This window comes from Leptolyngbya sp. FACHB-671 (genome assembly GCF_014695745.1).
In the GTDB taxonomy this organism is placed as follows: Bacteria; Cyanobacteriota; Cyanobacteriia; order Elainellales; family Elainellaceae; genus JAAUTN01.
The window spans coordinates 1-23,517 of sequence record NZ_JACJOV010000034.1; the positions used below are offsets into that span (position 1 = coordinate 1).

31 protein-coding genes are annotated in these 23,517 nt (G+C 47.2%); 12 read left to right on the top strand and 19 right to left on the bottom strand.

The features are described 5' to 3' along the window. Nucleotides 1–435 precede the first annotated feature (435 nt). Together H6F93_RS33230 and H6F93_RS01250 are read right to left on the bottom strand one after the other, a co-directional pair. Complete coding sequence (locus H6F93_RS33230; protein WP_199313415.1) at nt 436–1,542, bottom strand: sensor histidine kinase; 1,107 nt, start codon at nt 1,540–1,542, stop codon at nt 436–438. A 438-nt stretch (nt 1,543–1,980) separates the two neighbouring features. Continuing rightward, a complete protein-coding gene (locus tag H6F93_RS01250) occupies nt 1,981–2,475 on the bottom strand; it encodes a TM2 domain-containing protein (RefSeq protein ID WP_190678506.1) in 495 nt (164 codons plus the stop codon). Nucleotides 2,476–2,642: 167 nt separating this feature from the next. Between H6F93_RS01250 and H6F93_RS01255 the strand changes: the two genes are divergently transcribed. Continuing rightward, nucleotides 2,643–2,834 carry a hypothetical protein gene (locus H6F93_RS01255; RefSeq protein ID WP_190678508.1) on the top strand — a complete coding sequence of 64 codons (192 nt, stop codon included), beginning with the start codon at nt 2,643–2,645 and terminating at the stop codon, nt 2,832–2,834. Nucleotides 2,835–2,913: 79 nt separating this feature from the next. Here the strand turns inward: H6F93_RS01255 and H6F93_RS01260 are convergent, their stop codons facing one another. Together H6F93_RS01260 and H6F93_RS01265 are read right to left on the bottom strand one after the other, a co-directional pair. Then, on the bottom strand, nt 2,914–3,120 hold the full coding sequence (locus H6F93_RS01260) for a hypothetical protein (RefSeq protein WP_190678511.1): 207 nt from the start codon (nt 3,118–3,120) through the stop codon (nt 2,914–2,916). A gap of 246 nt (nt 3,121–3,366) precedes the next feature. Next, nucleotides 3,367–3,585, bottom strand: a complete 219-nt coding sequence (locus tag H6F93_RS01265) for a hypothetical protein (RefSeq protein ID WP_190678513.1) — start codon at nt 3,583–3,585, stop codon at nt 3,367–3,369. Between the two features lie 217 nt (nt 3,586–3,802). On the opposite strand from H6F93_RS01265, the gene H6F93_RS01270 reads away from it, so the two are divergent. From H6F93_RS01270 to H6F93_RS01280, 3 genes are all read left to right on the top strand, one after another. Then, nucleotides 3,803–4,222, top strand: a complete 420-nt coding sequence (locus H6F93_RS01270) for a response regulator (protein WP_190678515.1) — start codon at nt 3,803–3,805, stop codon at nt 4,220–4,222. Between the two features lie 65 nt (nt 4,223–4,287). Next, on the top strand, nt 4,288–4,590 hold the full coding sequence (locus H6F93_RS01275) for a response regulator (RefSeq protein ID WP_190678517.1): 303 nt from the start codon (nt 4,288–4,290) through the stop codon (nt 4,588–4,590). 93 nt (nt 4,591–4,683) lie between these two features. Next, on the top strand, nt 4,684–5,031 hold the full coding sequence (locus H6F93_RS01280) for a hypothetical protein (protein ID WP_190678519.1): 348 nt from the start codon (nt 4,684–4,686) through the stop codon (nt 5,029–5,031). 654 nt (nt 5,032–5,685) lie between these two features. Here H6F93_RS01280 and H6F93_RS01285 read toward each other — a convergent pair. Together H6F93_RS01285 and H6F93_RS01290 are read right to left on the bottom strand one after the other, a co-directional pair. Further along, on the bottom strand, nt 5,686–6,000 hold the full coding sequence (locus H6F93_RS01285; protein WP_190678522.1) for a hypothetical protein: 315 nt from the start codon (nt 5,998–6,000) through the stop codon (nt 5,686–5,688). 481 nt (nt 6,001–6,481) lie between these two features. Then, nucleotides 6,482–6,676, bottom strand: a complete 195-nt coding sequence (locus H6F93_RS01290; RefSeq protein WP_190678524.1) for a hypothetical protein — start codon at nt 6,674–6,676, stop codon at nt 6,482–6,484. A 458-nt stretch (nt 6,677–7,134) separates the two neighbouring features. Here H6F93_RS01290 and H6F93_RS01295 point away from each other — a divergent pair, with 458 nt between their 5' ends. Continuing rightward, a complete protein-coding gene (locus H6F93_RS01295) occupies nt 7,135–7,428 on the top strand; it encodes a tyrosine-type recombinase/integrase (protein ID WP_190678534.1) in 294 nt (97 codons plus the stop codon). A gap of 221 nt (nt 7,429–7,649) precedes the next feature. On the opposite strand, the gene H6F93_RS01300 is transcribed toward H6F93_RS01295, so the two are convergent. Further along, nucleotides 7,650–7,817 carry a hypothetical protein gene (locus H6F93_RS01300; protein WP_190678536.1) on the bottom strand — a complete coding sequence of 56 codons (168 nt, stop codon included), beginning with the start codon at nt 7,815–7,817 and terminating at the stop codon, nt 7,650–7,652. On the opposite strand from H6F93_RS01300, the gene H6F93_RS01305 reads away from it, so the two are divergent. Beyond that, nucleotides 7,816–8,316 carry a Pycsar system effector family protein gene (locus H6F93_RS01305; protein WP_190678538.1) on the top strand — a complete coding sequence of 167 codons (501 nt, stop codon included), beginning with the start codon at nt 7,816–7,818 and terminating at the stop codon, nt 8,314–8,316. The two genes, H6F93_RS01300 and H6F93_RS01305, sit on opposite strands and share 2 nt — an antisense overlap. Before the next feature lie 593 nt (nt 8,317–8,909). Here H6F93_RS01305 and H6F93_RS01310 read toward each other — a convergent pair. Together H6F93_RS01310 and H6F93_RS01315 are read right to left on the bottom strand one after the other, a co-directional pair. Then, a complete protein-coding gene (locus H6F93_RS01310; protein ID WP_190678540.1) occupies nt 8,910–9,182 on the bottom strand; it encodes a hypothetical protein in 273 nt (90 codons plus the stop codon). A 501-nt stretch (nt 9,183–9,683) separates the two neighbouring features. Continuing rightward, complete coding sequence (locus tag H6F93_RS01315) at nt 9,684–9,878, bottom strand: hypothetical protein (RefSeq protein WP_190678542.1); 195 nt, start codon at nt 9,876–9,878, stop codon at nt 9,684–9,686. 576 nt (nt 9,879–10,454) lie between these two features. Between H6F93_RS01315 and H6F93_RS01320 the strand changes: the two genes are divergently transcribed. Beyond that, complete coding sequence (locus H6F93_RS01320; protein WP_190678544.1) at nt 10,455–10,715, top strand: hypothetical protein; 261 nt, start codon at nt 10,455–10,457, stop codon at nt 10,713–10,715. Between the two features lie 81 nt (nt 10,716–10,796). Next, nucleotides 10,797–11,261, top strand: a complete 465-nt coding sequence (locus tag H6F93_RS01325) for a type II toxin-antitoxin system VapC family toxin (RefSeq protein WP_190678546.1) — start codon at nt 10,797–10,799, stop codon at nt 11,259–11,261. Between the two features lie 254 nt (nt 11,262–11,515). Here the strand turns inward: H6F93_RS01325 and H6F93_RS01330 are convergent, their stop codons facing one another. The 7 genes from H6F93_RS01330 to H6F93_RS01360 all read right to left on the bottom strand — a co-directional run bounded on the left by H6F93_RS01330 (nt 11,516) and on the right by H6F93_RS01360 (nt 16,458). Next, nucleotides 11,516–13,399 (bottom strand): hypothetical protein, encoded by a 1,884-nt coding sequence (locus H6F93_RS01330; protein ID WP_190678548.1) that lies wholly within the window; start codon nt 13,397–13,399, stop codon nt 11,516–11,518. Between the two features lie 61 nt (nt 13,400–13,460). After that, nucleotides 13,461–14,213 carry a hypothetical protein gene (locus tag H6F93_RS01335; protein WP_190678550.1) on the bottom strand — a complete coding sequence of 251 codons (753 nt, stop codon included), beginning with the start codon at nt 14,211–14,213 and terminating at the stop codon, nt 13,461–13,463. Beyond that, nucleotides 14,206–14,352, bottom strand: coding sequence for a hypothetical protein (locus tag H6F93_RS01340; protein WP_190678552.1), 147 nt, complete (start codon nt 14,350–14,352; stop codon nt 14,206–14,208). The genes H6F93_RS01335 and H6F93_RS01340 overlap by 8 nt, the downstream gene beginning before the upstream one ends. 4 nt (nt 14,353–14,356) lie before the next feature. Continuing rightward, nucleotides 14,357–14,863 carry a hypothetical protein gene (locus H6F93_RS01345; RefSeq protein ID WP_190678553.1) on the bottom strand — a complete coding sequence of 169 codons (507 nt, stop codon included), beginning with the start codon at nt 14,861–14,863 and terminating at the stop codon, nt 14,357–14,359. A 74-nt stretch (nt 14,864–14,937) separates the two neighbouring features. Continuing rightward, nucleotides 14,938–15,165, bottom strand: a complete 228-nt coding sequence (locus H6F93_RS01350; RefSeq protein ID WP_190678556.1) for a hypothetical protein — start codon at nt 15,163–15,165, stop codon at nt 14,938–14,940. Beyond that, on the bottom strand, nt 15,162–15,440 hold the full coding sequence (locus H6F93_RS01355; RefSeq protein ID WP_190678558.1) for a hypothetical protein: 279 nt from the start codon (nt 15,438–15,440) through the stop codon (nt 15,162–15,164). Before H6F93_RS01355 ends, H6F93_RS01350 begins: the two co-directional genes overlap by 4 nt. A gap of 10 nt (nt 15,441–15,450) precedes the next feature. After that, nucleotides 15,451–16,458, bottom strand: a complete 1,008-nt coding sequence (locus tag H6F93_RS01360) for a ParM/StbA family protein (protein WP_190678560.1) — start codon at nt 16,456–16,458, stop codon at nt 15,451–15,453. Nucleotides 16,459–16,722: 264 nt separating this feature from the next. On the opposite strand from H6F93_RS01360, the gene H6F93_RS01365 reads away from it, so the two are divergent. The 4 genes from H6F93_RS01365 to H6F93_RS01380 all read left to right on the top strand — a co-directional run bounded on the left by H6F93_RS01365 (nt 16,723) and on the right by H6F93_RS01380 (nt 21,318). Further along, on the top strand, nt 16,723–16,917 hold the full coding sequence (locus H6F93_RS01365; RefSeq protein WP_190678562.1) for a ribbon-helix-helix domain-containing protein: 195 nt from the start codon (nt 16,723–16,725) through the stop codon (nt 16,915–16,917). A gap of 10 nt (nt 16,918–16,927) precedes the next feature. Next, entirely contained in the window at nt 16,928–17,524 is a 597-nt protein-coding gene (locus H6F93_RS01370) for a Uma2 family endonuclease (protein WP_190678564.1), read from the top strand. 173 nt (nt 17,525–17,697) lie between these two features. Further along, nucleotides 17,698–17,859 (top strand): hypothetical protein, encoded by a 162-nt coding sequence (locus tag H6F93_RS01375; RefSeq protein WP_190678566.1) that lies wholly within the window; start codon nt 17,698–17,700, stop codon nt 17,857–17,859. 225 nt (nt 17,860–18,084) lie between these two features. Beyond that, the gene (locus H6F93_RS01380) at nt 18,085–21,318 is read left to right on the top strand and encodes a plasmid replication protein, CyRepA1 family (RefSeq protein ID WP_190678568.1); all 3,234 of its coding nucleotides are present in this window, start codon (nt 18,085–18,087) and stop codon (nt 21,316–21,318) included. A 243-nt stretch (nt 21,319–21,561) separates the two neighbouring features. On the opposite strand, the gene H6F93_RS01385 is transcribed toward H6F93_RS01380, so the two are convergent. The 3 genes from H6F93_RS01385 to H6F93_RS01395 all read right to left on the bottom strand — a co-directional run bounded on the left by H6F93_RS01385 (nt 21,562) and on the right by H6F93_RS01395 (nt 23,126). Beyond that, the gene (locus tag H6F93_RS01385) at nt 21,562–21,885 is read right to left on the bottom strand and encodes a TRADD-N-associated membrane domain-containing protein (protein ID WP_199313416.1); all 324 of its coding nucleotides are present in this window, start codon (nt 21,883–21,885) and stop codon (nt 21,562–21,564) included. A 130-nt stretch (nt 21,886–22,015) separates the two neighbouring features. Further along, nucleotides 22,016–22,645 carry a hypothetical protein gene (locus H6F93_RS01390; protein ID WP_190678571.1) on the bottom strand — a complete coding sequence of 210 codons (630 nt, stop codon included), beginning with the start codon at nt 22,643–22,645 and terminating at the stop codon, nt 22,016–22,018. Between the two features lie 37 nt (nt 22,646–22,682). Beyond that, a complete protein-coding gene (locus tag H6F93_RS01395; protein WP_190678573.1) occupies nt 22,683–23,126 on the bottom strand; it encodes a ribbon-helix-helix domain-containing protein in 444 nt (147 codons plus the stop codon). Nucleotides 23,127–23,517: the final 391 nt, after the last annotated feature.

Consider the following 23,517-nt stretch of genomic DNA (forward strand, 5'->3'; position numbering starts at 1 on the left):
CGGGTTGGAAAATACTTTCATTTAGCGATCGCTGCCGTTGCTGTATTGGTTTTTAACTTGCTATCTTCCATCTACACAATGCGATCGGCAATATCCAGAATTAGATTGTCGTGTGTCACTAGCAAAATGGTGCAGCCTCGCCCTTGTATAGCAATAGAGAAAAAATGGTCGCTAAGGCTGAAAAGCTTGCTGGTTAAAGCTTTCAACAACCGTCTTAATTGGGCACACAATAGCTTGAACTGTCCCAGTTTTGCCTGTTTCTGGGACAGTCAATGCTGTAAAAGCTTGATTTTGCGTTGTTTTTGCCTGCTTACTGCAACCAGGACAGTCATCGTAAGTGGGACAATTTGTCCTTAGCGACCATTTTTTCTCGGCTGCTATACAAAGGCGAGTATTGTAAACGACAGGCTAAAACTAAGGCCAGTTAGCACTTTGTTAAACGCAAATCTGTGGCAGGATGGGGAACTTGATGAAGAAGCTTGTGCCCTTGTCTTCAGTGCTTTCAACCGTGATCGTCCCTCCATGTGCTTCAACAATGCTCTTTGCTAGAAATAATCCCAGTCCCCAACCCTTTTGCCCCTGGGCAGAGGCGGCTCGACGAAATTGTTGAAACAGGATCGACTGGGCATCAGGAGGAATCGGATTACCCTGGTTGTGGATAGTCAAGTTGACGTGGGTTTCCGTTTGCTCAAGCGTGAGTGTAATCGGTGTGTTAGGAGCACCATATTTCACAGCGTTGATTGCCAAGTTCTCAATGACTCGCCGGATTTCTTTGCGGCTGCAATAGCTCTTGACATCAGAATTGGAGACCACAACGAACCGATCCCCATGGGTGAATCTTAAATCCTCCACAACCTCCTGAACTAGCGTGTGTAAACAGCATTCTTGAAATTCAAACTTTAGGCTTTGCCCTGCCCGCAACCGACTTGCATCAAGCAGATTTTGAATCATCGAATCCAGTCGGTCGATCGCGCTAATCATCCTCACTGCGACATCCATGTGGCTGTCTCCTCGTTCCAGCCGACGCAGGGTCAGTTGAGTTCCCATTTTCACGATATTAATTGAGTTTCTAAAGTCGTGAGTCAGCGTCACCATAAATAGCTCTTGAATATCTTGGAGCGTCTGTGAGAATTGAGTTGCGGCATCATTCACAGCTTGCTCAACCGAGTTAATAATGATGTCCCGTTCCCTCCGCTCTAAAGGTGCTTCTTCCTCTAACACCTGAAAGAGGACCTGACGCAGGATCTGGTACTCAAAGATGAGTTGAGACATCGAGTAATCAGCATACCCGGCTCGCTCACGTCCATGCAGTTTGCCAATCCGAGTGCTCTCTACGTTATGGGCTTCTATTTGGGCGGATGTCCTTTCACCGGTAGCTGACAGTTCAGCCACGAGTTGGTTTAGGAATTGAGGCAGCGAATTTTGTAGAATAAGAGAGTCCTGGTGCAGTGATGCACTGACTTCATCACGCGCCCGAGCTTCCCACATTTGCATAATTCTTTCAGCGTTTTGCTGAAGCCGATCAGACGCTTGGTTAGACATTGTTCTGGATTTTCTGCATGAAAGGAGGCTAGGAAAAGTTTCCAGGCTGTGGGTTTGAGCCATCAGCAACATCTTGCTCAGTATAAGTTACGTTTCCTAGCTTGTATTGTTGGGTTATCCGATCGCGGCGGTGAAGTATGAGTGACTGCAAGCTTAAGGTTGCGGGCAGAAACGAGATAGATTTGACTGCTAGTGCAAGATTACCCGATCCCGATGGTGGCTGGCTGATTCAAAAAATCGTCAGGCAAAATTAGTAACGACACATTACCTGCCGAAATGACTGCTATTTCATTGCCCACAAGGCTTGTAACATTCTTGTAGAGATATTTATAACACTTTCGCCAACAACATCGTCTGAGGGTGATAAGCAGCGGGCGATCGCTGTGCTGCCGTATTAAGTAAGTTCAAAACTTTTGTATCGCGAAGCGGTAGACTTGCCTACACATCGAAGCGATAGCGAACAGCACCAGTTTTATCATCGTTAGTAACTTCTGCATAACCAAGCTTCTCAGCATTGTGTAGCAGAGCTTTGACCTCTTCTGGCTCTAATTCAGTGAACATTGCTGCTTGAGCAATTGATAGCATTCCACCATTCTCTTGAGCTGCTCTAAGTAATTTCTGCATTGGAGCCGTTTTGTTAGCAGGCGAAGCAGCAGGTTGGGGTTGTTGAACTTGGGGAAGTTGACCGATGTTAACTGTAACCGCTGGTGTAACTCCACCATATCTCCCGCTAAGGTACGTGTTGCGATCTCTAACCATTCCTGGGATTAGAGCCAAGTCTATTAGTTGTCCAAATCCAAAAAGCCCACAAGTAAAGAGATACAGCAATCCACTACCCACTTTCCCAGAATAAAATCTTTGACCTCCGCAAATTCCTATGAAGCATAACAACCATAAAAGATATGCGGTTCCTGAGCTTAATTGTGGCTGCATTGAATGTTCTACCAAAAACTTCCTTTAAATCTTTCCCAGTGAGCAAGGGTAATCACTAGGTAAAATTTGAAGGATCTATAAACTGTCATGAGAGCTTAATTATTTCTGCTGTAGCGATTGCCCTCTCTATCTGGACCCTCTACCCATAGCGTCAAGGTGCTTTTACTATGAACAGCTCATGGAAGCGGGTTTTAATTTCTTGTGCGATCGCTGCTGTTCTAATGCTGGGCATTCCTTATGCTGGCACCAGTACTTCAAGAGCCAGGGCCTCTGGTATGGCAACGAGGGGACTCCACACGCGGATATCTGGGTTGAAGAGTAGGGGCGATCGCCGTTATTCAAAACTTTGGCACACTTGACAGGGTCTCCCTTATCGTTTGACTCAAGCAAACAATCCTCTATCGGGAAACAGGAGGATTGTTTGCTTGAGTGATCGGGCTATGGCTGTTCTTTAGAGGCTGATTGTACTGGCTCTAAATCAACAGGGTCAATTCCGACCACGAAACGACCATCCTCTGCGGTACAAGCTACGGCAGTTGTAACAGGGTCAACAGCAGCAATAGTCAGCCGCCGCTTGCCGTAATCCCGGAGAACTTTTGGGTCTTCGCCTTTGTAATAAACCTGGTCCCCTTCCTGGAAGTTCATAACAGTCAGACACTAAATGCCAACCTTCTCAGGTTAACAACTGATTAAGCGGTTGAAATTAAGAAAATTGGTAGTTGAAGGTAACATCACAGGCTTGGCATCCCTACCTAATCCAGAGGCTCTAGACGGAGCCAAGAGGGAGAAAGGTAGCGATCGCATGGCACTTCGTTGCACTTGGGCACTCTAGCTTAGAAACGAGTACTAATTTCGATTGCGCTCGTTGCGCTGCTAGTAAGTCTTTTTACTTCACTTCCCCAGCAAAAAGTCAATCATTTTTTTGCCGTGATCAAGCGCTTCTTTGGGGTTTTGCCACTTGATTTTGGAGTTGAAGGGGGGATTGCCCTCCAGGTTGTAGCTAACCGTCCAGACCTTTGTTTCTCGGTTTTGAGTAGCTTTCAAAAGATACCCACGATAGGAAACTTGGTTTTCGGGTTCTGGCTCTCTATTTGTAGTTCCATCCGTCATACGATTGCTTTTTAGTCTTGGCTGCTGCTCAGTCCTCAGAGTGAGTAGTAGATAGGCTTTCGTACTTAATCTAAGTACTGTATCGTACAAGAGCTTACATCTTTGGGTAGAGTCTTTTCCAGTGTTTCACCCCTTGGAGTACATTCCTGCCTTATGGGAGAACATAAAAGCCGCCTGATCAGCCTTGATGAAGGCAATTGTGTTCTCTACTACAGCTATGCAAAACACAGAAAACAAGCCTTCTCCCTCTCTAGCGCCTTTGGCAGGGCTGACAGTGCTTCTCGTTGAGGATGAGCCTGATATTGCTGAGCTTTTTACGTTCATTCTTGAGGAGTACGGAGCTGAGGTTATCCTTGCTAGGTCTGCCCTTGAAGCTCTGGGAGAATTAGGACAGCGGCGACCAGACATCTTGGTCAGCAATGTCAGGCTTCCCCAGGAGGATGGACGTTGGCTGATTGAACAGATCAGGCAGCTGGAGGGCACTTGGGGTGAACTGCCAGCCATTGCGGTAACGTCCTACACCAGGGAGTCCAACGCTGAAAACGCATTAGAAGCAGGCTTTCAGCATTTTATGTCCAAGCCTTTAGACGCTGATGAGTTAGTTCAAGAGATTCTCAAGCTTGTTGGGCGACAGTGACGGAAAGTAAAACCTTTTGTGGGAGTATCAAATTTTCCTACAAATTCCGTCAAGGTTCCTGATCCATGTCCCCCAATGTTGATCTCAGTCTAGATAGTTTGAAGGTGTTGGTTGTAGATGATGATGGTGACAGCCTTCAATTTCTCGCTTTCCTATTCGAGACTTACAGTGCAGAGGTAGCAGCAGTTAGCTCTGCTGATTACGCATTCCAGGCAGTTTTGGAGTGGCGACCAGACATTCTAGTCAGTAATGTGAGTATGCCTGACGTAGATGGTTACATGTTAATCCGCCGAATTATCTCGCTCCTGAGAAGTTTCCATTTTTTTATGTTTCTTTTTACGTCTCCTGACAATTACAACACGCGGTAGGCAAGAGTTGTACCTGGGGCATAGCTGTAAGAAGGGGGCTTTTTGAGAATTATGATTACTGTTGCCCTTAGCGCGATTTGAAGGAGCAACACGATGCTGGAGAACGACCAACAAGCTGCCCTTGCTGCTGCGATCAACAGACTGGTTGATGTCCTTGAGCGGCTAGAACCTCTTCTCGAAAAGCTGCCGCAACTGGAAGCTGATTTTGTCAATAAGTATCAAGCTGCTCCCCTGCTTGATGTGCATCCAAAAACTCTGGATACCTATCGCAAAGAATGGATTGAAGGAATTCACTGGATAAAGGTGGGCGGCAAAGTTCTTTACAACCAGCAGCTTCTCAAGGATTGGCGCATCAATCGCCATGATGCTAGAGCGCACCAAAGAGCCATTGAGTACTGGGCTTCTCAGCAGCCAGGCAACAAAAGTCGGCGGCGCAGTTAGGGGTCACTTTGCTGGGTTGCGTTCGGTGGTAGAACGTGACCCGGATGTGCTGCATAGAGGTGAGAACTGGAAGGTTTCAGTAGCAGCGCAACCCAAGTAGAGCAAAAATAAAAGCTCCGGCAGTGTTGCCGGAGCTTTATCGAAATTTGATGGCATTTGATGGCAATTGCTTTTGCAGGTTCAGCCCTTTATCGGGCTGAACCTGGAGGACGTGATCAGGCAGTAATCGCTGATTGAGCTGCAAATAGTGGTTACTGCCCATAGGGGGAAGTCTTTGTACATTTTCGTACTTAAGCTAGTTAGCACAAAGCCTATCTGTTGCTCACTCACTCGACTGGGCATGGGCAAGACTTACAAGAGGAATCGCGTGATTGATGAAAATGGAAGCAGAGGTAGGGTCAGGGCTTGCATATCAGTGCTCCTATCGCGGATATGTCTTGAAGGCTAGCCCCAACCCCAGGTTGGGAACATGGACGCTGAGCTACAACTTAGGAAATTATCCCCCTGCAATCTCTAGGTTTGAGTGGAGAAATGCTGAGGAAGCGATCAATCACGGCAAAAGGATGATTGATTCTTTGCTTGGCGACTGTCACAGCGCCACTTTTTGATCAACGCCTTCAGTTTCTGCGCTGTGTTTCTTAGCCCTATTACGGCTTAGCATGCTTTGACTTGTACTCTCCGGATCGATTCTTCAAGGCTGGTAGTGTGCTGGCGGTAAGCATCTGTCTTTGAATACCGTTCTAGCTGCTCTATGCTAATCCTTCCTCTTTCTGCTAATGCAGTTACTTCCCAGGTCCGTAAAGCACTCAGTTCTACCCCTTCAACGAAGTATTCATGAGTCTGACCTCGTTCTGCATTCAGCGCTATGACTTGGCGTTCAATGGTTTCTAAGTCGTGAAAATCAGCGCTTTTGTCTATGACATTTGAAGACTTGATTCGGCAAGCTAATTTGAAGAAGGTATCTTTCATGGTTACAAGAGTAAGAAGACTCAAGGACAATGGTTCGCAAGTGGAGCACTGTAAGTAGGTAAAGATACCTTGCACCCAAAATAACACAGGTAACACAGGTGCAAGACATGTTCTCGATGAACAAAAACTGATGTCTTCTAATTAATTTTTTAAGAATTTACGAGCGCACTAAAACCTCTCTACTTAACAGAAACCCCCTGCTACAAAAGCAGGGGGTTTGCCTTTTCAAGGTGTAGATAGGTGTAGAAAGAGGCTGTCTACACCTTCTACACCGTAGACAGGGTGTAGACGAAAGGTGTGGACGGTGTAGAAAGGTTGATGCATAAGGGTTTCAACCAAAGTGTAGACAGTATGTAGACGGTGTAGACGAAAAAGATGTAGACGTAGAAAAGGGGCTGTTTACGCCCCTTTTTGACATTTGTCAGGGGATCGTCTACACCATCTACACCTGTCTACACCTCCTCAGTCCTTGCTAGTTAAATTAGTCGGGAAGCCATTTGAATTTTGTTGTCTGCGCTGTTTCCTCAACCTCTAGCCAGCCATCTTTTACGAGCTTGATTAACTGTTCCTCTAATGGTTCAGGATGCGAGAGCTTGACTTTTAGTTGAACAATTTGCCGCTTCGTGTAGAACTGCTCAGGATGTTTCTCAAACCATGCAATAAGGATTTTTTCCATCGGTTCCAGGCTCAGTTTGATTGATTGGTTCAGGTTCAACAATTACTTCGCTGAACAGCTTCTCTAGTACCTCCAAATCAATTGCAGAAGTATTCAAATCAAATCGCTCAAGATGGTATTGGGATGTAATCAGGATGCGTGTAATTTAGTACCACGAAAGATGGAAATGCTTATCCTGTAAGGAGTATAGAAGATGGCTCTATTAAGCTATACAGATTTGACTTGCTGCTGCGGGGCGCAACTACTCAACAAAAGAATCAGGGTTTCAGCCTCCTAAAATCCTCAGAAGTAGGCGATGTACTACCAATTCCTGAGTAGTACTTAGTCCTCAACTAGTCCAAACCTGTACTATCAAGGATTTCAGAAGTACGAGGTACAGTTTTGATCTCTAAACATCAGAAGCAATCAGTCTTTTGGTGTTTCGTGGCACTAAATTACACAGATCCCGATTACGCCCCTTGTTTGGTGAACTGGATGCCCCCTATCGGGCGATCTCCAAAATCTGTTACTTAACCGCTGGCAGGATTGGTGAGGTGGTGAACCTGCGAGTTGAGCATTTGAGGAATGGGTATGTCGTTTTCCCAGTTCCCAACACAAAGACCAATGAGACGCGCAAGGTGGTCATGTCAAAGCCGCTGCAAAAAGTGTTGGCGCGAGTCAAGCCACCAGCAGGTTATCTGTTTCCGTCTGGCTCTAAGACTGGGCACATCACCGCTAGGGCAGCCGAGAAGCATGGTCAAGTTAGCGGCTGAACTGCTAGGCTTTGAGGGAGTAAGCTTGCATAGCTTCAGGCGATCGAGACTGATTCACTTGCATGAGCAGGGGTGGGGACTCCACGAACTGAAGTGAGTGAGTGGTCACAAGTCGCTGTCGCAGCTAAAGGCTTACCTGGGCGTAAATCAGGCGCTGGTGGATGAGAAACTGAAGCAAGTTGATGCGGGGTTTGAGGTGGCTTAGAAGGGAATTTCAGAAGTCATTCCTGATTCTGAGCCTCTACGACAAAATAGGCATTATTACCAATAGGTTCACTGTGTTTGACAGTATTCATGGGCTTGGGAGTAGTCTGTATAGGAGGTGCTGCTTTTTTAGGCTCTTGCTGTGCAGGTTGATTGGGTTGTTGATTTTGGGGTTCACTTGTCATGGATAACCTCACGATTGAAGAACAAGAGCAAAACAACATTGATGTGATTCAGCAATACACTGAATCAGCTTACAAAACAGTTAATGATAGTATAAATGCACTAGATACGAAGTTGACCACAGTGATTGGTTTTAGTGGTCTTTTGATTCGCTTCACCAGTGATCTAGGAGCCGGTAACCAATGGTTAGTAATAGCTAAAATTTCAATCTGTTTGTTGCTAATTGCATCTGTTCTTTGCAGTGTTGTAGGACTGCTGCCTGGACAAACTGGCGCAATAGTGACACCACGAGAATTGAGAGAGGATTTTTACTACAAAAAAGATGAGGAATGCAAACGATATATTACAGATAACTTCATTAATGCTATAGAGCAAATGGACTCATTTAGAGATAGAAAGCGGAGATGGTTAATTAGAGCAATTTTATTCCTAGCTGTTGGAACAACAGGTTTTGGGTCAGATATTGCAATTAGCTCTGGCTTTGAGATATGGTCCCGCTAATAAGGCTTGATTGAAGAGCAATTTTGGGTGATTTGAGGTGAGGGTTGTGCTGGCTTGGATTGGAAGTTGAAGTAGCCCCCATCAAGCTTGATACTGATAGGGGCTGTAACCAACTGACTACTTGAACTTATTCTGGTTGTCAGCCTGTGGTTGATCACTCTGAGCTTGGTCTGTAACGGTAGGAAGTTGCGGTGGTGGGTTGTTCGGTTGCATCAGGGAAGCGCCTTGAGGCAATCCAAATGATGCGAGCAGGAACCACCAAACCACTGTATTGACTGTCTTTGGAGACAGTTTGAACCAGAAACCTAGACCTTGGTCTGAGTTTTGTCTGTTACTTTTCGGTCTTTCCATTTGGAAATATGGCATACTTGTCACCTAACAAAATAGTTTGTCGAGGGCGTTAGTACTGCAAATGCAAATACTGATGCCCTTTTTGTCCCCGTAACCGAACTTCGGACTTTCAACCTAATGAGGTTGAGCATCTAGAGTAGTCGATAGATGTCCGCACATCTAGTACTAAAGCACTAGATGTGCTTGGTATCTGACTATCAAACCCTACCTCTATGAACTTAGGAAGGGGTTTATTCACCGTTTCAGAAAGAATTTTTGCCAAGGTGCAGAAGTCTAGTTCCTGTGCAGTGTCCAACACGAACTGAAGTCCGAGGCTTGTATACGCCGCCTCTAAGGGACTGGACACGAGCGGTGACTAAACGGCTAGCGACTTCCTCCATTTGGGACTGACTTTCAACAGAGCAAGGGGATCCTACAATCAGCGAATCCTGGACACCGACTGCAATGTGTTCGGATAGTTGAATGACGGTTTTATGGCTGGGAGCAGCTTTAGCGGCGAGTTTAGCGTTTTGCACTGGATACTCCTTTAAGAAAAACGTAGTTGTGTAGACAAGGTGTGAATTATGAGCAACCGACCTGTGAGAACCGAACCGTAAGAGCGTTAAACAAGAGCAACCAAACCATTAAAAAACCCGGAACCGCTTGAGTCCCGGGTTGGTAGAAGATTGCACAGCCGTCTCACCCGGGTATTTCCCTGGTCCAGAAAAAGTAAAAGCCGTAAAACCAGCTATTGAGATGGATCAGCATTTCTACTTCCTAAATGAATGGCTCAAAACAAACCCTGAAAAGCAAAAAACCGCAGATTGTAGTCTGCGGTTCACCAAAGGCTCCATGCAAAACTGGACTCACCCCAGGTGAACCTCCATAAACCAAAAATAAAAGTAGGAAGCTGAATAAATCATGCTTGTTGCAGCGGTTTTTGCTGATTTCTAATTATACCCTACTGGATCGGGTTTCAAAAATCCACCAGTTCCACAAGCCGGATCTTAAACCCACTTGTGGAACTGGCAGGTTCGCTACTGCTTCGACCTAAGCACCAGCGCTAAGGCGGCAAGAGCCAGTACAGCAGTTGTGATATCTCCACCAGAAGGCTGGGGAAGACTGGGAATGCTGTACGGCACTGGCTGAGGTTCAGTTGCGACTACAACTGGTGCAGTCGTGCTTTGAAGTTTTGCGTTTTCCGGTGTGTTAGCCTGATTTTGCATGTTCATTATCTTGATTGAGTGAACTGAACGGACGGTGAAAGACAAAACCTGTCTGGCTTGGCGGCTGCGGCAGGTTCTGTCGTTTCCGAGAGAGAGTTCCCCCAGTAATTAAGGGCGGTTCTCTAATGGAGCAGTCATCCAGACTGATGTTCATGTTTATCTCGCAGAAATAGTGGCAGAAAGTGGGCATGTTTTGACCGTGGTTGAGTCCGGGATTCCGGATTAAAGCCGTCTACTTCTCTAGTGCCCACACCGACGGTTGCTGGTTTTGGGCAGACGATGGGCAGAAAGCCAAAAAGCCCACACTGCTTTTGCAATGTAGGCTTTGGTGTAGAGCTACTAAATGAGTTGTTAAGGAAGCTAGCATTGACCCGAAAGAGATGAGGAAGCCGGAAATAGCTTTCCCTTTCGGGACATCTCTGTGGGTCAGAGCTACCGGAGCAGCTAGACAGCGCTCCTATTATTCAATGTGCCCAGGTTGAGTGAGAATTGACCAGACAATGAAAATTTGTTGTCATCTATTGGGAATATCTAACTTCTTTGAACTGCTTCCGTATGAGCTATTGATTCTAGGACAGTTACATGGGGTTGCAAAATCAACCTGTCCCACGGGCAATGTATAGCTGTGTGCTGATTGTTTGGAGAACCATGACTTTCACCAACAAATGCTTTGAAACTGCCTGGATTCAGTTCAAGAAGTGGCGATCGCTCCAGAACAGTTATCAGCTAGCAGGGGAACACGTCACCCTAAGTTTGGGGACTGATGAGAATGGATGGTACTTCTACCAGGTGCAGATCAGCACCCAGCTTTACTGCCTGCATTGTGATGAACTGCCTTTTTGATGAAGAATGCTCGTCAAAAAGCAGAGCAAGAAGTATTTTTGTACTATGAACTAATGAACGAAGAGTGAGGTGTTTGCAAACATGGCGAACTATATGTTTGACACAAACATATTCAATGAAATTTTGGACGGAGACATTAACCTATCTTTCCTGCCATCTGACAACACCTGCTTGGTTACCCATGTTCAATTTGGTGAAATTCAAAGAACGAAAAACCCGGAAAGACTTTCTCAGTTAACCAGCATATTCAATGCAATGTCTAGTATTGAAGTTCACACAGAATCTTTTGTCCCTGGCATATCTATTCCTGGCAGGGCAAAAGCAAGTAATCCTGAAAAGTTTTACGAAATCAAAAACCATCTTGATGAGCTTAATAAAGGAAAGAAGAATAACGTCGAAGATGTTCTTATTGCTGAAACAGCAATAATTAATACTCATGTGCTAGTTACCTGTGACAAGGATCTTCTTAAAGTGGTAACTGAGTTAGGAGGAGCAGCGTTAACTTTAGATCAATTTATTGATGCTGTTTCTAAAGGAAATAGGTAAATCCGCTAATTCCTGTAATTCATTACCTTTCTCTTAGCAAAAATCCCTTGCTACAAATGCAAGGGATTTTTCATTTCAGGTTGTTGGGTAAAGCGTTGGGTAAGCTGTTGGGTGCCGTTGGGCATTGGGTGGCTACCCAACAGTGTTTGGTAAGGTGTTGGGTAGCTGTTGGGTGTTGATACGTAAAGGTTTTAGGGATTTGTTGGGTAAAGTGTTGGGTGTTAGGTGCTGAGTGTTGAGTGGCTGTTTTGGGGCTATCTGAAGGGTTTGTAGGCTGTTGGGTTATCGTCGTCTGCATCACCCTTGTGATGCTTTTCAAGTATTAGAATAAATTCCCTAATCTGCTGCACACCTTGCCCTTTAAGGGCTGGTAGAGTAGCTTGCTGAATTGCTCTAACCTTTACCCATTCATCAGCCTGTTTCAGTGCATATTTGTGAATGGCGATCGCCTCACCTGGCAAGTCATTAGACTTAGTTTTAGTTGCAGTTTGAGCGATTGCCTCAGGCTCACTAATCACATCGTTAAACAGTTTTTCCAGCGCCTCTAAGTCGCTTCCTGATGCATTGAAAATAAACCCATCTACGCTATCCTCTGGCTTGCCCAATGGCGCTACAACTGCCTCTAAATGATGCGTTGGTTGAGTATCAGATTGACCTTTGCAAAGTTCGGGAAAACGATTAAGCAGCCATACGACCGGATCAGGATGTCCCCATTGGTTTAGCTCAGTGAGCATCCATTCAGGGATGCTCCACTCGAATGATTCGTCCCCGCGAGTCACGATGTAGCGACCGGTTGGACTCCGATCGCCCAGCTCGTCCTCCTCATGAAGTGCCTGGATGCTGACACGCTCAGATCGCCAGGCTGCGTCAATGTTCTTCAATCCATGTGCGCCGCTGGTGTCTACTTGACTGATGCCAATCAACGTCCCGCAGGTCTTAGCTAGCTTCATCAAGGCAGCATTGAGCAGGGGGTTTAGTTCTAGTTCGTAGGTGCCATAGGCAGCGAACATTTCATCAAACACCCAGCCCTCACCCTTCAGTGAACCCTTTGGCGCTTTGCTGATGCGTCGTGCTACGTCATCGAGCGCAAAGGAGTAACCTTCTGGGGAATCTTCCATCCGTGCCCAGTGCAGCGGGGCAACATCGCTATCCGTTGAGAAGTACCCGATTTCATGCCCCATGCCCATCCGAGCGATCGCCAGCATAGTTGCAAGGGTGGTCTTCCCGCTTTGACTATTGCCCCAGAACCAGCAAAATGGTTGATTGAGCAATGTTCCAAGCGGACAACCACTCTGCGCCATTGCCTTTAGCAGTGCCTTCATCCGTTCCCTTACATCTGGGTAGATAGTCAGGTCGGGTGCCTCTGTCTGCCGGTAAGCCTGCGCGGGGGATGCAGTTTTTGGAGCAGCACTGCCATAACGCCCCAAATGGTTGTGAACATTAATTTCTGGATTGAGGGCAAGGTTCACAGCAGGACGACCCCTTGCGGGTATCTCTTCGAGATCGCCTTCTTTGTCTGCTCCGACGGCTGGCAGCACCGCGCCTGATGGCTGAAGCTGGGTAGGTGGAACTGAATCGGTTGGCTCTGCTGGTTCAGCCGCGATCGCTGCCTTCACCTCAACCAAGTCCAGCGCTTTAACGTCCCCTAAAGCCATCCGACGCACCATGTAGGCATAGCCTGCAAGCCGATCTTGCGCTGGCAGTCGCTTCAAGAGGTCAGCGATCGCCGGTTCATCATCGACCAGGACGGCATACTCAACCCGCTGCTCATAGGGCAAAAAATCCATCACCTTCATTAGCTGCTGCTCTCTGGGTGATACCTCCTCCCCTGCCAGTCCAAAGATGCTCAGAATGTCCCCTGCACCGATCCGACTCCCTGGCAGCAGGCACAGTTTGCCAGAGGTTTGAAAGTCCCGCCAAACCGTACCCAAGTAGCTAAACCCAGCAATGCCAGCCATCACTCCCACACCGGGCAGTGGAGCTACAAACGGCAAGGAAATGGCGATCGCCCCTAAGCTGACGAGTCTTGCCCCATCACAATTGCTCCGTTCCTTGTCTGCGGTGCGCTGCAAGACTCCAACGCGATAGCGCAGCGCGTCTAAGATCTTCCCCTGAAGTAAGTAGTCCTCAAAATTCATCGGCGTTAGTCTCTAAAAGCATTAAGTAAGAGCGGGTTTCCCCGCTCCGTTCAATAGTTGATTAATCAGCAGTCTTGGTTTTGCGAGTGCGGTTAAAGTCATCCACCGCGTCCCAGAACATAGAGCCTGCCAGCTCAGCCGCCACCACCGACAGAATGAACCAGACCAGGCGGGAGATGGTGACTCCAAACCAGTAACCGAAGGGATGGTTTTGATAGCTCATGATGATGTCAACGGCATAGGTAGAGAGGATCACAAAGCCTTGCTTGCGAATCTCTAGCATCCCAGCTCGCTTGTATTGCTTCCACCGGACACCGACAATATCGATCGCCTTCTTTGGCTTGTCCGGTAGAACCTCCCCTTCAATCTCTCTCAGCCGCTGCTTCGCAATATTGATAGCAATGCCTCTGAATACTCGCGCTTGAATGGCATTGATCACAGCACTGAACAGGAATGAGAACCAAAAGCTAATGGAAACGGCAGCAACAACGATGTCTAAGGGACTAGCATCATCACCCCCATAGGGTTTTAGAACAAAGCTCGGGGCACCGGGGTCTAGCACCTGCCAGTAGCCTTCAGCCGACACAAACACAAAGTAGATCGTGGCAATCCCGTACAGAATTGCTGCCCCTCGCCCGGTTACCCACAGGTAAATGTGAGGCAGAAGAGTCAGCACATCGTGCATGGCATCTAGAGCAGCGTCTAACCCTTCCCATCCTTTTGACTCTGGCTGATCAAACTCACTCTTCCCCCTCGTGTTAGCAGGGCTAGAAGGGGTAGAACTACTGGGTTTATTCGTTGTGAATTTAGCCATCTTGCCGCTCTCTTGCCGCTTCAAGGCGATCGTTGATTAAGTCACCGACTGGGGATGTTTTGACGTAGGTAATCCCAATCAGGAGCAGGATTGTAGCGAGGCACCCTGCACTAATTCGGGCGTAGAACTGGTGAGTCATGCCTTTACTCCTGTCCCATTGCCTGTTCAATCCGCTTAGCGAGCCGCTCATCAACCTGGGAAACTTGCTCCCAGACTTCACTCACCAGTTCGCACTCTGCTTCAGTGCGATCGCCGCCAGATGCCAGGATTGCAGCAACCTGAGACGCTAACGCTTCCTCGACTCCTGCTTTTGTGAGCTGCTTTAGGAATTGCTCGTGCAGCCGGTAGGACGTTTTAACCTGGTTCAGCAGCGCCTCGGCAAAGGCGAACTGACGAAACGGCTCGAATTCCTCAAGCCCCTTCAAAATGCCGAATATCTCCATCGAGCGAGGGCTGTTACTATCTGGCTGCCAGACATCCTCCATCGTCTCACCGGTACTGTTGAGGTGATAGGCAAAGATGCTGGTTAACAGGAGCAACTTTTCATCTACGTTGATAGCTTCCAGCCTTACACCGTAAAGCTCCTGAAGCGTGTCGAAAAAATCGCCTGTAGCGCCTTGATATCCGAGTAATTCTGCTTTGTGAGCCATGATGAAAGAATCTCCTATGAATTTGGTGTTTGTGGGAGTTGCCAGCCGTTGATCTGTGGTGGAGAGGCGGCTGGTTAATCGTTGATCAGTCCTCGAAACAGTTTGGTTAGCCCCAACATCAGTAGAACAATCGACCCGATGACCATTGCCGGGAAGATGGTGAGTGCCAGCAGCTTGAACACCCAAGGCAGTGCGGCACCGATCAAAAGCGCCAGCAGCGCAGCGACAAACAGCTCAATTGGGGCTTGGCTGTTGAGGTTTTGGAGGAATAGAGCGGCAATGAGTTTGAGTTGCTGGTTCATAGCTCGATGGGTTCTGTGAACCGGAAATCGGGAGATACAGATTCAGCAGAAGGGACAAGAGCGATCGCTTGCGTCATTGCCGCTGGGTAGTAGCTGGATGGAGACGGATCAGGGTATCGATTTGGGTCAAGCTCCCAGGTTTCGATCAGGTGCCTGCCATACCGAGAAACCATCAGGGCGATCGCCTGCGAGGGGCTTGCAGTCTTGGTCTTGGATTGAATTTGGTCAACGACTGCTCTAATGTCTGGGTCGAGGACGATGCGGGAGTTTGCCATTAGTTCGCCCTCACAGTCTTGCCATGCCCAGAATGCTGATGAACTGCGGATCAGGAGCAATCTTAAAGCGTCCCTTTGTCGCTGCCTGTAATGGTTCTGCAAGTGGGGCTGAACCGCCAATGATCAGAACTTCGCCCAGTTCACCAGAGCTAAGCCAGCGCCCCCAACGAGTCTTGACCTCACCTCGAATCTCATCCAGCCACTCAGCACGAGCATTCTCAAAAGCACCTCGGAAGTTAATGCCAGAGGTTCCCAGTTCATAATCACCGCGCTCAACGCCGTCCATAATTGCGGCAAGCGGGGCGGATGCACCGATTTGAGCATTCAGGCGAACGCTAATTTTGATTGCCAGTTCTTTAGTTCCCGGCAAAATCAGGTCTGCATCTCGCATTAGTGATCCAGAGACGCTGTAAAGCCTGCCGATACCAGTTCCACCGCCTAAATCCAGAACACCATTGATGTTTTGCCTGCTGCTGTAGAGCCGATGGAGCGATGCCCACCGATAAGCAGCAAGGGTTTCATCAATCGGCTCAACCTTGTGAACAGTGGCAATCACAGACTCACCGTTGCGGCTAAATTCGTGGATACCTTCGATCGCCTTGACTTGCTTAACTGCTAGCTCAGAACGGCTGGTCGGAAGGGCGATCGCTAGTCTCTCTACCCGCACTGTGTTCTGCCCTAGATTTGGCTCTAAGGCAGCCAGGACAAGCTTCCTTGCCAGTTGGCACTTATCATCCTGGACCACTGGAATTCCAGCGTTGTCACGCGCAACAGCACCCAAAACGAAATGCTCCCCCTCAAACTCAATCACGACGCTTTGATCGTCCGGCTGCATGTCCTGCCAGCTGGGGTCAAAGTGCTTGATGAATGCTGGAATGCTGCGGACCCGACCGCAAGGATCAAGCCATTGCAGTGTTCTGTTGCCGCCGTCGAAGCAGACCAAAGAGCGAATGAGTCCTGTGTTCTCTGAACGTTCGCTCAATGTCCCTTTTGTGGACTTAGACAACGCTAAATTCATGCCGTTTTTTCTCCTGTTGAATTTGGTAAAAGCTTTGTAATTACTGGGTTTGGAGCCGGTTCAGAGGCAACGGAGGGAAAGGCGACCGCTTATTTTCCTGTGTCCGTAGCGTGTTCGCTTGTCATCCTTTCCATGTTCATGATGCTAGCATATTAGTAACTACTTAACTACTGATAAGATAGCAACTAGCAAAGTTGTTGCAATTTAGTAGTCAAAGCGTTACTAGGCCTTAGGATGGGAGGAATATAGTTGGTTGATAAAAGTGTGAGCAAGCGGTTTTTCGTCACCTTGCCAGATGGAATAGGCGAAGCTCTAGAGCGTTGGGCTGAAGCAGAGAAGAACAAGCCTGCCACTCTAGCGGCGTTTCTTCTAGAAGCGTCCATTAGAGAAGCTATAGATCAAGGCAAGGTGCCCATGTCGGAGGAACAGCCCCCGACCGACAGCAAACAAGGCAAGTGAGGTGATTGCTATGACTGCACAACTTACACAGCCTCCAAAACAGAGGGCGACAGATCAACGCATCATCCTTCAGGGGACCTGGGAAAAATTTAAGCTGCTTCAGCAAGCTTCTGAAGATTCTCCGGGGGTGCGGCTGGCTTACTACAGTGAAACGATTGAAATTCTCATGCCTGGAGAAGACCACGAATTCTTTGCCCACATCATTGGCTATCTGCTAACTACATTCCTGTTGGATATGAGCATTGATTTCAAGCCAACTGGGTCAAAGAACCAAGACAAGGAAGGTACTGCTTCAGCTCAGGCTGACCAGTCCTATTGCATTGGTGGATCAAAGCCAATCCCTGACCTGTCAATCGAAGTAATCTTCACTAGTGGCATAAACAAACTAGCCCGCTACCAAGCTTTAGGGGTTCCTGAGGTTTGGTTTTGGCAGGACGGTGTACTTACTCTTTATCACCTTCGACCCACTGGATATGAGCAGATCGACCGTAGTGAACTTGCTGGGCTCAATCAATTGGATATTGATCTGCTTAAACGCTGCATCTTGATGGCTGAAACAAATTTCTCAGGAGCAGTTCAAACCTTGCGGCAAAGTTCTGACAAATAATGGCGATCGCTTATTACTAATTACTGCATACAATCAGCACTAAATGTAGTGCTGATTGCGGTAGCCAAAATATTGACTAATGTATGCAAAAGTCAATAACAGCAATAGGTCTGGACTTTTTTGGAATAAGGAACTAGTCTAGATATTGCGTAGTACGACTGACAGGAACGGACGTGAAAAACCCACCCAAAACAGCTTATGCAGTACGAATGGATGTTGATTTGATTCGGCAACTTAACAGCATTGCAGCAACCGAAAACATTCCGCCCAGAACGCTTGCAAGAAAAACGATCGAGCTTTATTCAAATGCTCAAATTGAAAAAACCCCAGCTTAGGTGGTACTAAGCCAGGGTCTTTTGTTGATGTAAACCTCTAGAAAATCGGCTGAAAGTTTGGCGACCAACACCGATTTACTAGGGATACGCCCCAAGGGGCAGAAAACTAGTCGTGTATAAACTCAATATTATCGTGAGTTGCATACAGTGTGCAACTGTTAGACCGCTATTCCAGAATCATAGCCTCACCCAGCTTGTTATAACAAGTGCTTTAGGGGGTGAGGCATGAGCAATAAAGGCTTTAGCCCCGTCAAGAACAGCAATAGGCAGGATCTAAGAACCCTTCAGCGAAGGGATGTTGAAAACCGCTACAGACCGCTAGCCAGTGGCAGTCAATCTGAACTGGTTGGACTGCCTGAACACGTCTTAGAAGAGTTTAGGGGAAGCGCTGTTAGCGAGGCTCTGACTTTTGCGAACGTGAAACACCTTAGTGGAGATATTGCAGCGCTAGAGTTTGGGCTTCCACTTCAACCCACCAAAAAATCAGAGCAGGAAGTCTACACGGCTTTATCTCGTGGAGCCTGGTTTGCAATCTGCGCTGAACCTTCCTATGCAAAGCCTGATAACCCTCGCATGAGCTTTGAGCCGAAGAAGCTCAAAGCCGTTAAATACGAAACACCATCAGGCACTCAGGCTTTGCCATTACTGCCAATCGTGGACGCAGAGACAGCAGCACTAGTTTTTAGTCGCTATAACGCTAAACCCTTGGAAGGTGAGCCATTCTGGGATACTGTCTGGCGCTGCAATCTTCCAATAGCAATTACTGAAGGACTGAAAAAAGCTCTATCACTCCTAAGTCAAGGTGTTCCAGCGATCGCCCTTAGAGGGGTGAGCTGCTGGCATCCCAAAGGCACTGCTGACAAGCTTCACCCGCAAATTGAACAATTTGCCACCAACGGACGAGACTTTTTCATTGTTTACGACCAAGACGAAAAGCCTTCTACTGTCAAAAATGTCAACCTACAAATCAAGAAGCTAGGGAAACAGCTACAGAAGCGGCAGTGTCGTGTATTCGTGCCGTCCTGGGATGGAGCGATCGGAAAAGGGGTTGATGATGCTCTAGCAGGCATGGAGGTAGCACAGCGCCCACTCTGGATAGACCAACTGCTGAACAACTCTCCTGATCTAGATGTATGGAGCAAGGGTAAATGGTTGCTCGATATGTTGAAACTGGCATCTGATTCTTTAGATGCCAGCACAGCAGAACGAGCAACTTCAGGGCAGTACTTGCCTGATCTACCCCAAATCCAAAAGGCTCGAATTCATGTCATTCAGTCCGGGCTTGGCACGGGCAAAACCACACGGCTTCGGGATTGGGTGATAGCAGCCATTGAAGACGGCTGGAATGTTCTAGTCCTTTCCCCACTAAACAGCCTTGGACAGCAGACCGCTGAAAAGTGGGAACTGCCTCACATCCACGATTACGACATGAAAAGTCGTGAGCAAGTGAGCTTATTCAATACCGATATCAGCCATTCACATGGTGCTGTGCTGTGCGTTAACTCGCTGCACAGAGTTCCGCGCTGGTTTTGGAATGGAGATCGCCCAGTGCTACTGATACTCGATGAAGTCAATCAGGTCATTGAAGAATTGGTGCAAGGAAACACCCTCAAAAGCCGTCAAGCCGAAATTCTTGAACTGTTCCACGAAGTTGCTCAAGCTGCAATCAGGTCAGGAGCGATCGCCATTGCAGAAGCCCCGATCTATCAGCGATCGCTGGAATTTATCAAAGATTTGTCAAGCTGCGACCAAGAGCGATTCATCCTGCACGAAGCCACCAATCACTCTTGGGATGTCCAAATCTGCACAGGCAGGGCTTCTGGCTTCTGGTCTGACATTGAAGAGGAAGTATTTGATCAGGGCAAAAAAGCTGTATTTGTCACCACTTCCAAATTTCAGGGGCGGCGGCTGGAGAAGCGCTTGCGCCAAAAATATCCACACATTCGTATCCTGCGTGTTGACAGCGACACGAACCAAAAAGGCTCTTGTAGTGGCTTCTTCCGCAATCCTAACGAGTTCCTAGAAGCTTATAAAAATGAACATGGAGAACTGCCAGACGCGCTGATCCTCAGCCCTAGCGCTAAATCGGGTATTTCCATCGAGCTACCAGGTTTTGACATTGTGATTGGGTATTTCTGCAACTTGCATCCTGATATGTGGATGCAGATGCTTGCCCGTTACCGTCTGCCAGTGCCCAGGAAAATCTACACACAGCATTGCATCCCGGCAACGGGCGACGAGGCTTTAGGTGCAGCCGACCGAATTCAAAAACGGCTTAAGTTCAATTCAGCATTTTTCAAAAAGCTTTATTCATTGGATGACTTCACAAGCTCCACCAATGAAGCCGATTTAGCCAAGAAACGGCTAATCGAAGAGGTTTGGGAGAAATATTACACCCGTCAGGCTGCATCCTTTGGGGCACAAAAGGCAGCTTCTTTGCATTACCTGATCAATCAGTTGAAGCAGTCAGGGCATACCATCACCCGCTGCGACTGCCCGATTGATAAGGAAATGAGCCAGGTTCTGGAGTCTCTCTCTCAGGAGATTTGGCAGGAAGACGCGATCGCCTTCGCAGAGTGCAGCCCGTTGCAAGAACAGACCGTCGAATGGGCAAGGAGAACTTTAGAAGCGTCAGACGTTTCCACTGATACCCTTAACATTGCACTGAAAGTTATCTGTCGGGATGAGTTCCCCGGTATTGACTGGAACGACCCACAGGAGTGTTATGAAGGGCTATTTGCTGAGTTTGGAGCAATGAAGCGTGGTGTATTGCTCTACGCAAAGATGAATAACCTCGAATCTGCCAAAAATGCTGAGTCAGAGCAAGCTAAAAATGCTCTTACAGGTCGGTTGAATCTGCCTCACAAGTTGCCCAAAGGTCATGTCAAAGCTTGGCTATTAAGCCAGGTGGGAATTAAAGAACTGATAGACAGCAAAGCAGATTACAGCAACAGCAGTCCAGCGGTTAAGGCAATCAGAAAGAAGGCATTGCATTACCGCAATGAAATTCGTTATTGGCTGGGATTCGACATCAAAGAGGAGCAAACAGGAGTTCACATCGTTAACAAGCTGATCCGCCGATTAGGAATTAAGAGCGTCGAGGTGAGCCGCCCTGGTGGAGGCAACAGCCGCGATCGCCTTTGGGGAATTCCGGTCAATACCTTTTACTTCCAGATGCTAGAAGCCGCGTCCAGCAAGCTTTCCGAAGCCGCGTCCACGATTTGCAGTAATGTAGCCAAATCCCCTTTAGAAATCATGGACGCACAGCAAACATCTCCAATCCCTCCCCCAAGTAAAGAAATGCAGGTTGGTTCTCGCGTGAGCAATGGCAAAAGCTTGGGGGATTTGGTGATTCTCGCTATCAAGGGCTGTAAAGCCCGTGTAGAGCTTATTCAAGGGTTTGGCTGTAAGTGGTGGGAGGAATTATCAAACCTTACCTTGAAGGAGGCGATCGCCTAATAGGGTTAATTGAAGCGTCGCTGTAACAAGGGGCAATTAGCCTGAAATTATTGCTGTTGTTACATTGTGGCTATCAACCTTTCATAGTTCATCTAAGCTAGCTAGGCTCTAATCTATAAGTCTGAGTTATTGACTTTAATTCTCAATCTCAAAATTAATTAGCCAGGCTTTTAAATGAGGTCAAAAATAGGGGAATTCTGCTACTGCGATCGCTAATTGCCCCTCGTTGCAGCGACGCTTCAATTACCTCGACCCGCTAGAAAGGTTTTCCAATCGCTCTAGTAGTTTCTCTAACTTCTCTTGTGAGTCTTTGCTAATCTGAGTGCAGCAGGCACTAGAAACAACCCCTGTGGCAGTAGTTAGAACTCCCTCTGTTACAAGTCCAGATAGAAGTAGCCCACCCCCAACAGCACCGATAGCAGTAGAGGCTGCGATCGTCACAAAATATAGATTGAAGCTCCAACGAGATTGGCGCAAAATCTCACGTATTGCGTCATTAGCAATCTCATTGATTGAATCAGGGTTAAAAGGAGGACGAGATTCATCATGTGTATCACTAGTGTGCATGGTTGGGTTCTCACATTAGTTAGAACGTCAGATTGATAAAAAGGCTGTCTGGCAGTTAGGAGAATCAGACAGAATCTCTTCTGCAAATCAGCTATAAACCTTCTTTGATTAGAAATGACGCTGAAATAGCCTATGTTGGAGGATACAAATTTTCACCGCCATTCAACTCATTAAATTTGTCAATGCGAGGAAGTCCAAGAATGTTTTGTGAACTGGAAAAACCTTTCGATAGCAAATCATTCTCGAAGGCTAATCCAGTAAATCCAAAGGCATAAATGATACTTGAATCAAGCTTTGTAGCGCCTCCAACATCCTGCTCAACGTTAAAACGGTATGAGTAATCAGTCGAATCGTAGGATGCAGAGGAGAGCTGAAATGGAGCAGTGAGGAAATCTCCAGGGGCAGGTAACAACCTGTTATCTGAAACTCCTAATAGCTCGTCTTTTGAACTTTCCGTATTTCCCCTCTCTGATGAGTGCCATTCCAACATCGTTAAACTGGGCAGATCTAAAGACTGCTGCCTTAGAGGGCGCTCGATCGGTTCCCATTCATTAAGAGAAGGGGTGTTTGTTATGAGTTTATTTGCGTTCAGAACCGGGTTTAGAGAGTTGTCTTCAACTAGTTCTAAAGCAAGGACAGCAGGTTGGTAAGGATGCTCAGTCGGTTCTGAAATCTCCTCTAGAGTTTTTTCCGATTCTATGAATATCTCTAGCTGAAATTCTTTGGATTCTGATGAATACGGAACACAGTCCTTGTCCATATTGTTAGGGGGTACAAGTTCAGAGTGATCATCGAACCTACCTAAAAACTACCTCCATCTTGGTGCCGTCGGGCTTCTCCACAATGATTCTGCTACCTGCTTGGATAGCCCGCTGAATGTACTGCTCTGTGGCTATTGCCTTCCGTAATGCCTCACTTTGAGAGATGTCTTGAGATTCAGCTAACCAGTTCAGTTTTTCAACATCAGTGGCAGTCAAGCTGATGGACATTCTCTTTGGCTTAGAGGTAGGAGATGCATCCTCTGTGTGCAGTGGCTGAGTAGACTCAACCTTGTGCTTAGATTTGGATCGCGCTTTGCTAGAACCTAAAGGCTCCTTCTCATCAGTTTGATAGTGAGGCATTACACGATCAGTTTCGATACTAGATTCAAATCCTGTTTGATTTGCAAATTCATCCATAAGTAGTTCAACCTTCCCGGATTGTGCCTGGACATCAGGCGAATGATGCCGGAGAGTAGGCATGTTTCGAGATTTTCCTCCTCGAAGTTCTAAATTATATTAAATCTATTATGCACCCTTTCGATGTTTTTGGTACACCATTAATGCACCAATTTGGTGTATGCCTGATGCGAAAAAGAAAATGGGAGCGGTAGACAGATCAATACGACGGAGGCATCAGCTCAAATCTCTAGGTTGGAGTGCAGCTGAGGCACAGAAGTTTATTGCCGAGAACTTCCAGGGTAGGCGCATATCACAGCTGACGGAATCTGACCTATGCCTGCTGCTCTATCGCTTATGGCAGACTAATTCTGGCGGGTGCTGATTGAGCAATCGTCAAGATCAACCAGGAGTAGAAGACTAAAATAATTAGTTATTGATGGGGACAATTAATGACACCAAAACCTGCTAAATC

Excerpts from the sequence above, each read along its gene's own strand:
- H6F93_RS33230 (WP_199313415.1), bottom strand. The coding sequence starts at position 1,542 with ATGTCTAACCAAGCGTCTGATCGGCTTCAGCAAAACGCTGAAAGAATT.
- H6F93_RS01250 (WP_190678506.1), bottom strand. The coding sequence starts at position 2,475 with ATGCAGCCACAATTAAGCTCAGGAACCGCATATCTTTTATGGTTGTTA.
- H6F93_RS01255 (WP_190678508.1), top strand. The coding sequence starts at position 2,643 with ATGAACAGCTCATGGAAGCGGGTTTTAATTTCTTGTGCGATCGCTGCT.
- H6F93_RS01260 (WP_190678511.1), bottom strand. The coding sequence starts at position 3,120 with ATGAACTTCCAGGAAGGGGACCAGGTTTATTACAAAGGCGAAGACCCA.
- H6F93_RS01265 (WP_190678513.1), bottom strand. The coding sequence starts at position 3,585 with ATGACGGATGGAACTACAAATAGAGAGCCAGAACCCGAAAACCAAGTT.
- H6F93_RS01270 (WP_190678515.1), top strand. The coding sequence starts at position 3,803 with ATGCAAAACACAGAAAACAAGCCTTCTCCCTCTCTAGCGCCTTTGGCA.
- H6F93_RS01275 (WP_190678517.1), top strand. The coding sequence starts at position 4,288 with ATGTCCCCCAATGTTGATCTCAGTCTAGATAGTTTGAAGGTGTTGGTT.
- H6F93_RS01280 (WP_190678519.1), top strand. The coding sequence starts at position 4,684 with ATGCTGGAGAACGACCAACAAGCTGCCCTTGCTGCTGCGATCAACAGA.
- H6F93_RS01285 (WP_190678522.1), bottom strand. The coding sequence starts at position 6,000 with ATGAAAGATACCTTCTTCAAATTAGCTTGCCGAATCAAGTCTTCAAAT.
- H6F93_RS01290 (WP_190678524.1), bottom strand. The coding sequence starts at position 6,676 with ATGGAAAAAATCCTTATTGCATGGTTTGAGAAACATCCTGAGCAGTTC.
- H6F93_RS01305 (WP_190678538.1), top strand. The coding sequence starts at position 7,816 with ATGGATAACCTCACGATTGAAGAACAAGAGCAAAACAACATTGATGTG.
- H6F93_RS01300 (WP_190678536.1), bottom strand. The coding sequence starts at position 7,817 with ATGACAAGTGAACCCCAAAATCAACAACCCAATCAACCTGCACAGCAA.
- H6F93_RS01315 (WP_190678542.1), bottom strand. The coding sequence starts at position 9,878 with ATGAACATGCAAAATCAGGCTAACACACCGGAAAACGCAAAACTTCAA.
- H6F93_RS01320 (WP_190678544.1), top strand. The coding sequence starts at position 10,455 with ATGGGGTTGCAAAATCAACCTGTCCCACGGGCAATGTATAGCTGTGTG.
- H6F93_RS01325 (WP_190678546.1), top strand. The coding sequence starts at position 10,797 with ATGGCGAACTATATGTTTGACACAAACATATTCAATGAAATTTTGGAC.
- H6F93_RS01330 (WP_190678548.1), bottom strand. The coding sequence starts at position 13,399 with ATGAATTTTGAGGACTACTTACTTCAGGGGAAGATCTTAGACGCGCTG.
- H6F93_RS01335 (WP_190678550.1), bottom strand. The coding sequence starts at position 14,213 with ATGGCTAAATTCACAACGAATAAACCCAGTAGTTCTACCCCTTCTAGC.
- H6F93_RS01340 (WP_190678552.1), bottom strand. The coding sequence starts at position 14,352 with ATGACTCACCAGTTCTACGCCCGAATTAGTGCAGGGTGCCTCGCTACA.
- H6F93_RS01345 (WP_190678553.1), bottom strand. The coding sequence starts at position 14,863 with ATGGCTCACAAAGCAGAATTACTCGGATATCAAGGCGCTACAGGCGAT.
- H6F93_RS01350 (WP_190678556.1), bottom strand. The coding sequence starts at position 15,165 with ATGAACCAGCAACTCAAACTCATTGCCGCTCTATTCCTCCAAAACCTC.
- H6F93_RS01355 (WP_190678558.1), bottom strand. The coding sequence starts at position 15,440 with ATGGCAAACTCCCGCATCGTCCTCGACCCAGACATTAGAGCAGTCGTT.
- H6F93_RS01360 (WP_190678560.1), bottom strand. The coding sequence starts at position 16,458 with ATGAATTTAGCGTTGTCTAAGTCCACAAAAGGGACATTGAGCGAACGT.
- H6F93_RS01370 (WP_190678564.1), top strand. The coding sequence starts at position 16,928 with ATGACTGCACAACTTACACAGCCTCCAAAACAGAGGGCGACAGATCAA.
- H6F93_RS01380 (WP_190678568.1), top strand. The coding sequence starts at position 18,085 with ATGAGCAATAAAGGCTTTAGCCCCGTCAAGAACAGCAATAGGCAGGAT.
- H6F93_RS01385 (WP_199313416.1), bottom strand. The coding sequence starts at position 21,885 with ATGCACACTAGTGATACACATGATGAATCTCGTCCTCCTTTTAACCCT.
- H6F93_RS01390 (WP_190678571.1), bottom strand. The coding sequence starts at position 22,645 with ATGGACAAGGACTGTGTTCCGTATTCATCAGAATCCAAAGAATTTCAG.
- H6F93_RS01395 (WP_190678573.1), bottom strand. The coding sequence starts at position 23,126 with ATGCCTACTCTCCGGCATCATTCGCCTGATGTCCAGGCACAATCCGGG.